We start from the raw sequence: 12,737 nt of genomic DNA, 5'->3' as shown, positions 1-12,737 counted from the left end.
TCTGGGGATGCCCTAGGCCAACATGCCCATCGGGTTTTCAAGGTGACCCTTGATCGAGTTCAACAGATTGGCTCCAAGAGCGCCGTCGATCACCCGGTGATCCACGGACAGCGTGGTGGACATCACAGTCGCAACCTTGATCTCGCCATCTTCGCCTACGACAGGCTTTTTCTGACCTGCACCCACCGCAAGGATGGCGGCGTGGGGCGGATTGATGATCGCGTCGAAGTTGTCGATGCCGAACATGCCCAGATTTGAGATCGCAAAGCTGCCGCCCTGGTATTCGTGGGGCGCAAGTTTGCGGTCACGGGCGCGGGTTGCCAGGTCCTTCATCTGAGCGGATAGCGCGGAAAGCGATTTCATGTCAGCGTCTTGCAGGACAGGTGTGAACAACCCACCCTCGATTGCCACAGCGACGGCCACATCCGATGCCTTCATCTTCAGCGTCCGGTCCCCGGCCCAAACGGCGTTGGCGTCGGGGTTGTCTTGCAGGGCCAGCGCGCAGGCTTTGATGACAAAGTCGTTGACCGACAGCTTCACGCCGCGTGCCTCGAGCTGTTTGTTCAGCGTGCCACGGAACTTCAACAGCGCGTCCAACTCGATGTCCTTGCGCAGGTAGAAGTGCGGGACGGTCTGTTTCGCCTCGGTCAGGCGGGCGGCGATGGTCTTGCGCATGCCGTCCAGTTTCACTTCCTCAAAATCGCGACCCTGGTACATGGCGATCACCTGATCCGTGGACGGACCGGTCGAGGCTGCGGTGGCAGGGGCAGGGGCAGCGGCCTTGGGGGCCTCGGTCGCAGGGGCGGCCTTGGGTGCGGCGGTCGCTTTTTCGACGTCCGCCTTGATGATCCGACCGTGGGGGCCGGAGCCTTTGATGGCCGACAGGTCCAAGCCCTTGTCCGCCGCGATGCGACGGGCCAGAGGGGTCGCGAAGACCCGGTTGCCATCGGCGGCCTTGGGGGCGGCGGGGGCAGGGGCGGCGGCGCTCTCGACCACCGCAGGGGTGGCCTCGCTTGCCGCGGCGGACGGGGCCGCCGGTGCGGTCCCGATGTCCGCGGCGGATTCCCCATCTTCCAGCAGCACGGCGATGGCGGTGTTCACCTTCACGCCTTCGGTGCCTTCCTCGATCAGGATCTTGCCGATGACACCCTCGTCCACGGCCTCAAACTCCATGGTGGCCTTGTCGGTTTCAATTTCGGCCAGCAGATCGCCGGAGGACACTTCGTCCCCCTCCTTGACCAGCCATTTCGCAAGCGTGCCTTCCTCCATGGTGGGGGACAGGGCAGGCATTAGGATTTCGGTAGGCATTGTGGTTTCTCCTTACCGATAAGTGACTTGTTTCACGGCGGCGATGACCTCTTCGGTCGTTACCAGCGCGTGTTTTTCGAGGTTGGCGGCATAGGGCATGGGCACGTCCTTGCCGGTGCAGTTGATCACGGGCGCATCGAGATAATCGAACGCGCGTTCCATGACGACGGCAGACAGGTGGTTGGACATGCTGCCCACGGGCCACGCCTCTTCGACGGTGACCATGCGGTTGGTCTTTTGGACCGAAGCCAGCACGGTGTCGTAGTCCAAGGGCCGCAGCGTCCGCAGGTCGATGACCTCGGCGCTGATGCCATCTTCTGCAAGTTTATCAGCGGCTTCGAGGGCGTACTTCATACCGATACCCCAGCTGACGATGGTCACATCGGTGCCTTCGCGCCAGATGCGGGCCTTGCCGAAAGGAATGGTGAAATCCTCGATGTCAGGCACTTCGAACGACTGCCCATAGAGGATCTCGTTTTCGAGGAAGATCACCGGGTTGTTGTCGCGGATCGCGGTTTTCATCAGACCTTTGGCATCAGCGGCCGAATAGGGCATGCAGACCTTGAGGCCGGGCACGGAGGAATACCATGCGGCGTAATCCTGGGAGTGCTGTGCACCGACCCGTGCCGCCGCACCATTGGCCCCACGGAACACCATGGGTGCCCCCATCTGACCGCCGGACATGTAGAGCGTTTTGGCGGCAGAGTTAATAATGTGATCAATGGCTTGCATGGCGAAGTTAAAGGTCATGAACTCCACGATCGGGCGCAGACCTGCCATGGCAGATCCTGTGGCGATCCCGGCGAACCCGTGTTCCGTGATCGGGGTGTCGATCACGCGGCGTTCGCCAAATTCGTCCAGCATCCCTTGGCTGACCTTATAGGCACCTTGGTACTCGGCCACTTCCTCGCCCATCAGATAGACCGTCTCGTCGCGGCGCATCTCTTCGGACATGGCGTCGCGCAGGGCTTCGCGGACGGTTTGCGTCTTCATTGGCGTGCCCTCGGGGTAGTCGGGGCTTGCCTTGCTTTCAACGGGCGCGGGGGCGGCGGGGGCGTCTGCCACCTTGCCTTCCTCGCCGGACAGGGCCACGGGCGCGGGGGCGCTGGCCTCGGACACATTGTCCACCGCAGAGGCGTCTTCGCCCTCTTCCAGCAGCACGGCGATGGCGGTGTTCACCTTCACGCCTTCGGTGCCTTCCTCGACCAGGATCTTGCCGATCACGCCTTCGTCCACGGCTTCAAACTCCATGGTGGCCTTGTCGGTCTCGATCTCGGCCATGATGTCGCCAGAGGATACTGTGTCCCCTTCTTTCACCAGCCATTTTGCAAGCGTGCCTTCCTCCATCGTCGGAGAGAGGGCGGGCATAAGAATTTCAGTTGCCATTGTTCAAATCTCCTTGAGGGGTCAGTCGGCGTAAATGTCGGTCCAGAGTTCTTCCAGCGCCGGTTCGGGCGATGTTTTGGAGAACTCGGCGGCATCGTTCACGACGGCCTTCACTTCTTTGTCGATGGCCTTCAGGTCATCCTCGGTCGCGTGCTTGCCGGTCAGCAGCAGGTCGCGGACCTGTTCGATGCAGTCGCGCTCTTCGCGCATTTTCTGCACTTCTTCGCGGGTCCGGTATTTGGCCGGGTCGGACATGGAGTGGCCGCGATACCGGTAGGTTTTGATCTCCAGGATGTAGGGGCCCTTGCCCGCGCGGCAGTGTGCGACCGCCTTTTCAGACGCCTCTTTCACGGCCAGAACATCCATGCCGTCCACAGCCTCGCCGGGGATGCCAAAGGCGGCGCCACGGGTGTAGATGTCAGCGGTCGAGGTGGACCGTTTCATCGAGGTGCCCATGGCATATTGGTTGTTCTCGATCACAAAGATCGCAGGCAACTCCCAAAGAGCGGCCATGTTGAAGGTCTCGTAGACCTGACCTTGGTTCGCGGCGCCGTCCCCGAAATACACGAAACTGACGTTGTCGTTGCCCATGTATTTGTCGTGGAAGGCGAGGCCTGCGCCCAGAGGCACCTGTGCTGCCACGATCCCGTGGCCGCCGTAAAAGTGCTTTTCCTTGGAGAACATGTGCATCGAGCCGCCTTTCCCCTTGGAATAGCCGCCCTCGCGCCCGGTCAATTCGGCCATGACCCCTTTTGGGTCCATGCCACAGGCCAGCATGTGGCCGTGGTCGCGGTAGGATGTGATGCGCTTGTCGCCCTCTTTCGCGGCGGCCTCCAGGCCGACAACGACGGCCTCTTGCCCGATGTACAGGTGGCAGAACCCGCCGATCAGGCCCATGCCATACAACTGGCCCGCCTTTTCCTCAAAGCGCCGGATCAACAGCATGTCTTTGTAATATTGCATCAGCTCTTCTGCTGAAACGTTCGGCTGCGTGGCCGCTTTCTTCGTCGCCATCCGTACTCTCCTCCGGTCGCGATAGGTCGTTTAGTATTAAACTATCTCCTAAAGTGACCATAAACGTCTGTCCACAGGGCACAAGGACCCCGCGTCAATCCGCGCGAATTTCGCAACAAATCTAAAGATTATTGGATCAGAATTTCGTCCGCCCGGGCCAAGCCCAGCACATCGCGCGCACGTTCGTCCAGCAGGTCAAGGTCGAGGAAATCGTCCGACAGGCGGCGCGTCTTGTTCGACATCGCCTCCACCTCTGCGGTCACGGCGCGCAGTTCGGCCTGCAGGATGTCGCGGTCCGCCTCCAGCTTGACCCGCTCGAACAAACCGTATTCCCCCTGCACAGCGGCAAAGATGAAATAGCCCGCAAGGGTCGCAATGGTCATCGTGAAAAAGATGCCAAAGAGGGATTTGGATCGGGGCTGGGCCATGCCGGTGCACCATGTCTGCTCGGGGCCTCTGACGGGCCGTTTCACAGACTATGGCACATCTAGGGGGCGAGGGGAATCCCTAGCCTGCGTTTGATGCGGCGGCGATTTCGTCGATGGTCTGGCCGATCACGGCCGCAAAGGCGTCATCCGCTTGCTGGGCGCTGAGCCCTTCGGTCAGGGCGCGGCTGAAGCTGGCGATCACACCGCTGTTGCGGGCAAGGCGCGCGTTGGCCTCGGCCCGGGAATAGCCACCGGACAGGGCCACGACACGCATGACATTGGGGTGATCCACGAGAGGTTTGTAGAAATTATCGGCCTCGGGCAGGGTCAGTTTCAACATGACCTCTCGCCCCTCGGGCAGGGCGTCGAGCTGCGCGCGCAGGGCCTCCAGCAACAGCGCCTCGGCCTCGGCCTTGTCGGCGATGGTGATGGTGACCTCCGGTTCGATGATCGGGATCAGGCCTGCGTTCAAGACCTGATCGGCCACCTCGAACTGTTGGTCCACCACGTCGCGCACGCCCGTGGCATTGGCTGCAGAAATCACCGACCGTTCCTTGGTGCCGAAAATTCCCTTGTCCGCTGCGCGCGCCAGCAGGTCGCCCAGACCGGGGTTGGGTTTCATGATCTGGGTGCCGTTGACCTCGGCCTCCAGCCCCTTGTCGATCTTCAGAAACGGCACGACGCCGCGATCTTCCCACAGGTAATCGGGGGCCGGTTTGCCGTGAAAGGTCCGGTCCATCGTCATTTCGAACAGGATCGCGCCGATCACCTTGTCGCCGGTAAAGGCGGGGGCCGCCACGATCCGTTCGCGCATCCCGTGGATCAGGTCGTACATCTGGGCGTCGTCAGCATAAGCATCGGGCCCCACACCGTATTGGCCAAGCGCCTTGGGGCTGGACCCGCCGGATTGATCCAGCGCCGCGATAAAGCCTTTGCCGGAACGGATTTTGTCAGCTTTGGTCATGATGGTCCCCAGAGGTAAGTGCGTCTTGACGCGGGCTTACCCCGGGGATGGCAACCGGGCAATTGAGGTTGCGCTAACGGTGGCGAATTAGCCCATCAAGGCTGCGACTCCGGGCAGGGTCTTGCCTTCCATCCATTCCAGAAACGCGCCCCCTGCCGTCGAGATATAGGTGAAATCGTCGGCCGCACCTGCCTGGTTCAGGGCCGCGACCGTATCACCCCCTCCCGCGACCGAGATCAGGGTGCCCTCGCGCGTCAGGCGCGCCGCAGCCCCGGCGGCGGCATCGGTGGCGGTGTTGAACGGCGCGATCTCGAAGGCGCCAAGGGGGCCGTTCCAGATCAGGGTTTTGGAGCCTGCCAGTGCAGTCTCGATTGCCGCCACGGCCTTGGGACCGGCGTCCAGGATCATCGCGTCGGCAGGGCAGGCGTCGGCGGGCACAACCTCGCTGGCGGCCCCGGCCTTGAACTCCCGTGCCACAACCACATCCTCGGGCAGCAAGATCCGGCAGCCCGCCACCCGTGCCGTCTCCATGATCTGCACGGCCGTCTCTGTCATGTCGTGCTCGGCCAAGGACTTGCCCACGTCGATGTCATGGGCGGCGAGAAAGGTGTTGGCCATGCCCCCCCAATGACCAGCGTGTCGACCTTGTGCACCAGATTGCCCAACAATTCCAACTTGGTCGAGACTTTGGCCCCCCCACCACGGCCATCACGGGCCGCTTGGGCGCACCAAGTGCGGCCTCCAGCGCGGACAGTTCGGCCTGCATCAAACGGCCCGCACAGCTGGGCAACAGCCGCGCCACTCCCTCGGTCGAGGCATGGGCCCGGTGCGCCGCCGAAAACGCGTCGTTGCAATAGATGTCCCCAAGGCCCGCGAGAAACTGCGCCATGGCAGGGTCATTGGCCTCTTCCATGGGGGAAAAACGGGTATTCTCGATCAAAACCACGCCAGAGGTGGCCTCCAGCGCCGCACGATCCGGTGTTTCGATAAAGGTTACACCAACTCCAAAGGCCGCCTCCAGCGCGGGCACCAAGGGGCGCAACGACATCTCTGGCACGACCTTGCCCTTGGGCCGTCCAAAGTGCGCCAGCAACACAGGCTGGCCGCCAGCCGCCAGAATGTCCCGCACCGTGGGCGCAATCCGGTCGATCCGCGTGGCATCGGTGACACGCCCGTCTTCCATGGGCACGTTGATGTCCACACGGGTCAGAACGATGCGACCCGACAGGTCCATATCATCAAGGGTTTTCCAGGTCATTGGGCACTCCGTCTATACACGGGGCGTTGCCCCATCTTCATTGGGTCACAAATACCCCTGGGGGGTCTGGGGGCAACGCCCCCAGCGTGGCGACGCGCGAAAGCGCGGCGCAAAACCTTTACAGGAACTTGCCCATGGCCACAGCCGTATCGGCCATCCGGTTCGAAAAGCCCCACTCGTTGTCATACCACGACAGGATCCGCACCATATTGCCGTCCATGACCTTTGTCTGGTCCGTGGCAAAGATTGACGAATGGGGGTCATGGTTGAAATCCATCGACACCAACTTGTCGTCAGTCACGCCCAACACCCCCTTCAAAGGGCCATCGGCGGCGGCAGCGGTAAGGGCGGCGTTAACCTCTTCGACGCTGACATCACGCGACGCCTCAAAAGTCAGGTCCACAACCGATACATTGGGCGTGGGCACCCGGATCGCCACACCGTCCAGCTTGCCGTCGAGTTCAGGCAACACCAGACCCACGGCCTTGGCCGCACCTGTCGAGGTGGGGATCATGCTCATGGCGGCGGCGCGCGCGCGATACAGGTCCTTGTGCATGGTATCCAGCGTGGGCTGGTCGCCGGTATAGCTGTGGATGGTCGTCATGAACCCGCGCTTGATCCCCACAGATTGGTTCAGCACATGGGCCACGGGTGCCAGACAGTTGGTCGTGCACGACGCGTTCGACACCACGATGTCGTCGGCGGTCAACGTCTGGTGGTTCACACCGTAAACGATGGTCTTGTCCGCGTCCTTGCCGGGGGCCGAGATCAGGACCCGACTGGACCCGTTGTCCAGGTGGGCCTGACAGGCCTCTTTGCTGGTGAAAATGCCCGTACATTCCAGAACCACGTCCACATCGGACCATGGCAGGTCGGCGGGGTTGCGGATGGCGGTCACGGCAATGGGGCCACGGCCCACGTCAATGCTGTCGCCGGTCACGGTCACAGTGGCCGGAAAACGCCCATGGACGGAATCAAAGCGCAACAGGTGCGCGTTCGTCTCCACCGGGCCCAGATCGTTGATCGCAATCACTTCAATATCTGTGCGACCAGATTCGATGATGGCGCGCAGCACGTTGCGGCCAATGCGGCCAAATCCGTTGATAGCTACTTTTACGGTCATGGGTTTCCCTCGATCATAGCGTTTGAATTTTGTGATAGCGCTAACATGTGTGTCACGCAAAAAGCAAGGGACCTAGCGCCAGAACGCCATCCAAGCGATCACGTCCAGCATCTTGCGTGCAAGAAACAGCAGGCCCGCGCCCGCGTTCAGCGATTGATCTGCGATGATCATGGCTAGGATCAGGGCCCCAAGCAGGATGGACGTGGTGTTCGACATGAGCGCACCGTGACATGGGGCCGGCCGAAGGGAAAGCTACTTCTTGGCGCCCATTGTCGGGTGCGTTATCGCCCCGTGATCCACCAGATCGGGGGCCAGTCCGGCCTGCCGATAAATCCGTTTGTCCAGACGGGGATAATCCGCCACGTCGTGGGACAGGCGTTGTCCCACCACCAACAGGCGCAGCACATCCGTCCCGGTGTTGACAATCGTATGGGGCAAACCGCCCGCGCGGTATCCGATGAAATCCCCCGGGGCAATGGTGTGCTCGGCGGCGCCGATCGTCGCTGTCGCGTTCCCGGCGAGGACGTAGATCGCCTCGTCCTCGTGGTGATGTACGTGCAACTCGGTGGTTTCGGCGCCGGGGGCGACCTCGATGATATGGATCCCCAGCCCCGTCAGTCCCGTGGCGTCGCCCAGGGACTTGTTGATCCGCTGGGCACGCGGGTTCAGGAAATGCGTTTTGCGCAGTCCCTCCATGTCGTCGATTTCGGCCCGGGTCAGAAGATAGGTGTCGGTCATGGCGCGCTCCTCCATGAAATTCTGACCCACAAAAAACCCGCGTCCAGCGCGGGTTTTCCGTTGATGTTCAAACGACTAGATCAAGCGTCCCATGGCCGTGGCGACATCTGCCATGCGGCAGCTAAAGCCCCATTCGTTGTCGTACCATGCCAGCACGCGCACTTGGCGGCCAATGACCTTGGTCTGGTCGGGGGCGAAGATGGACGAATGGGTGGTGTGGTTGAAGTCGATCGAGACCTTGGGCTCCGGGTCATAGGCCAGCACCGACCCCATGTGACCAGCGGCGGCCTCGGCCACGATGGCGTTTACATCCGCCACGGTGACATCCTTGCTTGCCACAAAGGTCAGATCCACGGCGGATACATTGGGCGTGGGCACGCGCAGGGCCGTGCCGTCCAGCTTGCCGTTCAGGACGGGGATCACCTCGCCGATGGCCTTGGCCGCGCCGGTCGAGGTCGGGATCATCGCCATGGCCGCCGCCCGCGCGCGGTACAGGTCATCGTGGCGGCGATCCAACGTGGGCTGGTCGCCCGTGTAGCTGTGCACGGTGGTCATGATGCCGCTTTCGATGCCGATGGCGTCGTTCAGGACCTTGGCCAGCGGGGCCAGACAGTTGGTGGTGCACGAGGCGTTGGATACCACGTGATGGTTCGTGTCCAACTCGCGGTGGTTCACGCCGTAAACGATTGTTTTATCGGCCTGTTTTGCGGGGGCCGAGACGAGCACACGCTTGGCCCCGTGATCCAGATGCACCGCTGCCTTGTCGCGGGCGTTGAATTTGCCGGAACATTCCAGCACCACGTCGACACCGGACCAGTCCAGCTCGGTCGGGTCATAGGTGCTTTGCACCTCAATCGGACCGCGCCCCAGATCCATGGTGTTGCCGTCCACCCGGATGTCACCCGCGAACCGCCCGTGCACACTGTCGTATTTCAGCAGGTGCGCGTTGGTCTCAATTGGCCCGGTGGCGTTCATCTTGACCACGGCGATATCGTTGCGACCCGATTCGATGATGTGCGACAGGGTGCAGCGCCCGATGCGGCCAAAGCCATTGATACCGACAGTGATGGTCATGAGGGGCTTCCTTTTCGCATGTGGTGACCGCTGCATACCGTGGCAGCACAGGCCCACAAAGGGAAAAACCGTCGCAGTTTGAATATGTTAGCGTTAAACACCCATGTTCGCGGTAACTGTTTGCGCTATCACGGTGTTTCACCCAAGACTAAGGCAACGCAAGCTAGAGCACACCAGATAGGGGATTCGCGCATGTCAGGTTTATTGGCGCTTTTGGATGACGTGGCGGCCATCGCCAAGGTGGCGGCGGCCTCTGTGGATGATGTGATCGGGCAAGCGGCCAAGGCGGGGACCAAGGCGGCAGGGGCCGTGATCGACGACGCCGCTGTCACGCCGAAATATGTGCACGGATTTGCCGCTGCGCGCGAGCTGCCCATCGTGTGGAAAATCGCCCGGGCCAGTGCCTTCAACAAGCTGGTGATCCTGCTGCCGGCGGCGATCCTGCTGTCGCAATTCGCCCCTTGGGCGATCCCGTTCCTGTTGATCCTTGGGGGCGGCTACCTGTGTTACGAGGGCGGGCACAAGATCCACCACTGGTGGACCCACCGCGCGAGCGAGGCCAAGATCAAGGACCCCGAACACACGCCCTTGAACGCCGCCCACCTTGAGGAAACCCGCGTAAAGGGCGCAATTAAAACGGATTTTATCCTGTCGGCAGAGATTATGACCATCGCCCTGGCCGCCACGGACCCCACCATGGGCTGGGTGTTTCAGGCCGCCGTTCTGGCGGTGATTGCGGTGGCGATCACGGTGGCGGTCTACGGGGCGGTGGCGATTATCGTCAAGGCGGACGACGTCGGGTTGGCCATGGCGGCGCGGGGCGGGGCCACGGCCTCTGTCGGGCGTGCCATTGTCCGGGGCATGCCCGGGTTCATGAAGGCGCTGACGATTGTGGGCACCGCAGCCATGCTGTGGGTGGGGGGCAATATCGTGGTTCATGCCCTGCACGAGATCGGGTTTCACCTGCCGTACGACCTGATCAAGGGGGCGGCGTCCGTGGCCACGGGGTTTGGCGCATGGGCCATCACGGCCACGCTGGACGGTATTTTGGGACTGGCCATCGGCCTTGCCCTGCTGCCCGCGGTGAACCTGTTTTACAAACCGGCCCACTGATCAGGGGTTAATATCCCGTAAAAAAGGCGCCCCGGGAGGCGCCTTTTTTCGTGTCTTTCTGGGGTCCGCGACCCGTGCATGATCCCGCACGCGTCGGCCTGGACCCGTGCACGTTTCCGCGCGTGTCGGGGTGCGTTCGATTTTTCGTACGAAAAATCGCGCCCCGCCCAAGCGATCACAGCAGGTCTTTGACCTTTTGCGCAACCGCTTCGGCGGTGATGCCGAAATGGGCGTACAGCTGATCGGCAGGGGCAGAGGCCCCGAAGCCCTGCATGCCCACAAATCCCGACTTCTCGCGCTTGCCACGTTCCCCGAACAGCCAGCGGTCCCAGCCAAAGCGGATGCCCGCCTCGACCGCGACGCGGACGGGACCGGCGGGCAGAACCTTGCGGCGCACCTTTTCGTCCTGTTCCTCGAACAGCTCCCAGCAGGGCATGGAGACGACGCGGGTGCCGATCCCATCGGCCTGCAACAGGTCGCGGGCTTTCATGGCAATCTCGACCTCGGACCCGGTGGCCAGCAGGATCGCCATGCGTTTGCCCTCTGCCTCGGCGAGGGTGTAGGCCCCTTGGGCGACCATGTTCTTGTTGGTGTGGTCCGTCCGCACCGTGGGCACGCCCTGACGGGTCAGGGACAGAACGGACGGGGTGCCTTGGGACGTCAGGGCCAATTCCCACGCCTCGGCGGTTTCGACCGTATCGGCGGGGCGGAAGACGTTCATGTTGGGGGTCGCGCGCAACATGGCCAGATGTTCCACGGGCTGGTGGGTCGGGCCATCCTCGCCCAGACCGATGCTGTCGTGGGTCATCACGTAAGTGACGGGCACGTTCATCAGAGCCGACAAGCGCATGGAAGGACGGGCATAGTCCGTAAAGCACATGAAGGTGCCACCATAGGCCCGCGCGCCGCCGTGCAGCGCCATGCCGTTCATGGCCGCCGCCATGCCGTGTTCGCGGATGCCGTAATAGACGTAGCGTCCGCCCCGGTTGGTTTCGTCAAACACGCCCATGTCACCGGTCAGGGTGTTGTTGGACCCGGTCAGATCCGCGCTGCCGCCGATGGTTTCGGGCATGATCGGGTTGATCACCTCCAACACCTTTTGGCTGGACGCCCGGGTCGCCAGTTTCGGCGCATTTTCAGAGGTTTGGCGCTTGAACGCCTTGATCGTGGCCGACAGTTTTTTCGGGGCCTCGCCCTTTTGTTCGCGCAGGAAGGCAGCCTGTTTGCTGGCGCTGAGCCCATCAAACCGCATTTCCCATTCCGCCCGGTCCTTGGAGCCGCGCGCGCCGATGGCCTCCCACTCTGCCTTCAGGTCGGCGGGGATGTCGAAGGGCGCGTGGGGCCAGCCGTAGGCGGCCTTGGCCGCTGCCATCTGGTCCGCATCGGTCAGCGCGCCGTGCCCCTTGGAGGTGTCCTGCGCCGCGTGGCCAAGGGCGATATGGGTCTTGCAGGCGACCATGGTGGGCTTGTTGCCCTTTTTGGCTTGGGTCAGGGCGGCGTCGATCGCCTCTGGGTCGTGGCCGTCCACCTCCAGCACGTTCCAGCCGCTGGCCTTGAAGCGCGCCTTTTGGTCGGTGACGTCCGACAGGCTGACCTTGCCGTCGATGGTGATGCCGTTGTCATCCCACAGCACGATCAGTTTCGACAGTTGCAGGCGGCCGGCCAGGGCGATGGCCTCTTGGCTGACGCCTTCCATCAGGCAGCCGTCGCCTGCGATGACCCATGTGTGGTGATCCACGATCTTCTTGCCATAGCGGGCGCGGCCGATTTCCTCGGCGATGGCCATGCCCACCGAGGTGGCGATGCCTTGGCCCAGGGGCCCGGTGGTCACTTCGATGCCGGGCGCGTGCCCGAATTCCGGGTGGCCCGCCGTGATCGCGCCCAATTGGCGGAAGTTCTTGATCTGCTCCAGCGTCATTTCGGGATAACCCGTCAGGTACAGCAGGGAATACAGCAGCATGGACCCATGGCCCGCCGACAGCACGAACCGATCCCGGTCGGTCCACTCGGGGCGGGAGGCGTCGAATTTCAGGTGGTTTTCAAACAGCACCGTGGCCACGTCTGCCATGCCCATGGGCATGCCGGAGTGGCCCGAGTTGGCGGCGGCGACGGCATCCAGGGTCAGGGTGCGAATACAGGCGGCTTTGTTCCAATGCGCGGGGTGCGCGGCGCGGAGGGCTGCAAGGTCCATGGGGGCTCCTTCAAGGGCGGGACAGCGGTTTTGCGCCTGATACCACCCTGTGGTGCCTTTGCAACCCTTGCAAGGTGTCGCGTGTGGGGGCGGCCGGGTGGTAATCGCTTTGACAATCGGGGCGCGCGGGGGTTTCATGG

Annotated in this window: 11 protein-coding genes and 1 pseudogene; 1 reads left to right on the top strand and 11 read right to left on the bottom strand. The window is 62.5% G+C overall.

Features of this window, described 5'->3' with window-relative positions; all coding sequences use genetic code 11:
• Positions 1-12 precede the first annotated feature (12 nt).
• The 10 genes and pseudogenes from ACZ1G0_RS09395 to gap (ACZ1G0_RS09350) all read right to left on the bottom strand — a co-directional run bounded on the left by ACZ1G0_RS09395 (position 13) and on the right by gap (ACZ1G0_RS09350) (position 9,293).
• A complete protein-coding gene (locus tag ACZ1G0_RS09395; RefSeq protein ID WP_472736706.1) occupies positions 13-1,308 on the bottom strand; it encodes a pyruvate dehydrogenase complex dihydrolipoamide acetyltransferase in 1,296 nt (431 codons plus the stop codon).
• Between the two features lie 12 nt (positions 1,309-1,320).
• The gene (locus tag ACZ1G0_RS09390; RefSeq protein WP_472736705.1) at positions 1,321-2,694 is read right to left on the bottom strand and encodes a pyruvate dehydrogenase complex E1 component subunit beta; all 1,374 of its coding nucleotides are present in this window, start codon (positions 2,692-2,694) and stop codon (positions 1,321-1,323) included.
• Positions 2,695-2,715: 21 nt separating this feature from the next.
• Positions 2,716-3,708, bottom strand: coding sequence for a pyruvate dehydrogenase (acetyl-transferring) E1 component subunit alpha (gene pdhA, locus ACZ1G0_RS09385; RefSeq protein WP_472736704.1), 993 nt, complete (start codon positions 3,706-3,708; stop codon positions 2,716-2,718).
• 128 nt (positions 3,709-3,836) lie between these two features.
• Complete coding sequence (locus ACZ1G0_RS09380; protein WP_472736703.1) at positions 3,837-4,136, bottom strand: FtsB family cell division protein; 300 nt, start codon at positions 4,134-4,136, stop codon at positions 3,837-3,839.
• A 79-nt stretch (positions 4,137-4,215) separates the two neighbouring features.
• Entirely contained in the window at positions 4,216-5,100 is an 885-nt protein-coding gene (locus ACZ1G0_RS09375; RefSeq protein ID WP_472736702.1) for a fructose bisphosphate aldolase, read from the bottom strand.
• Between the two features lie 87 nt (positions 5,101-5,187).
• Positions 5,188-6,358: pseudogene (locus ACZ1G0_RS09370) on the bottom strand (phosphoglycerate kinase).
• Positions 6,359-6,476: 118 nt separating this feature from the next.
• Positions 6,477-7,481, bottom strand: a complete 1,005-nt coding sequence (gap, locus tag ACZ1G0_RS09365) for a type I glyceraldehyde-3-phosphate dehydrogenase (RefSeq protein ID WP_472736701.1) — start codon at positions 7,479-7,481, stop codon at positions 6,477-6,479.
• Positions 7,482-7,553: 72 nt separating this feature from the next.
• Entirely contained in the window at positions 7,554-7,697 is a 144-nt protein-coding gene (locus tag ACZ1G0_RS09360) for a hypothetical protein (protein WP_472736700.1), read from the bottom strand.
• Positions 7,698-7,733: 36 nt separating this feature from the next.
• A complete protein-coding gene (locus ACZ1G0_RS09355; RefSeq protein WP_472736699.1) occupies positions 7,734-8,219 on the bottom strand; it encodes a cupin domain-containing protein in 486 nt (161 codons plus the stop codon).
• A 75-nt stretch (positions 8,220-8,294) separates the two neighbouring features.
• Positions 8,295-9,293 carry a type I glyceraldehyde-3-phosphate dehydrogenase gene (gene gap / locus ACZ1G0_RS09350; RefSeq protein WP_472736698.1) on the bottom strand — a complete coding sequence of 333 codons (999 nt, stop codon included), beginning with the start codon at positions 9,291-9,293 and terminating at the stop codon, positions 8,295-8,297.
• Positions 9,294-9,485: 192 nt separating this feature from the next.
• Here gap (ACZ1G0_RS09350) and ACZ1G0_RS09345 point away from each other — a divergent pair, with 192 nt between their 5' ends.
• A complete protein-coding gene (locus tag ACZ1G0_RS09345) occupies positions 9,486-10,406 on the top strand; it encodes a DUF808 domain-containing protein (RefSeq protein WP_472736697.1) in 921 nt (306 codons plus the stop codon).
• A 175-nt stretch (positions 10,407-10,581) separates the two neighbouring features.
• Here the strand turns inward: ACZ1G0_RS09345 and tkt are convergent, their stop codons facing one another.
• Positions 10,582-12,597: a transketolase gene (tkt, locus tag ACZ1G0_RS09340; protein WP_472736696.1), complete on the bottom strand. Its 2,016-nt coding sequence runs from the start codon at positions 12,595-12,597 to the stop codon at positions 10,582-10,584.
• Positions 12,598-12,737 lie beyond the last annotated feature (140 nt).

This window comes from Thalassobacter sp. HA4-2, assembly GCF_055693705.1.
The sequence above is the reverse complement of the archived record's forward strand: the minus strand, read 5'-3'. Positions and strand labels throughout refer to the sequence as shown.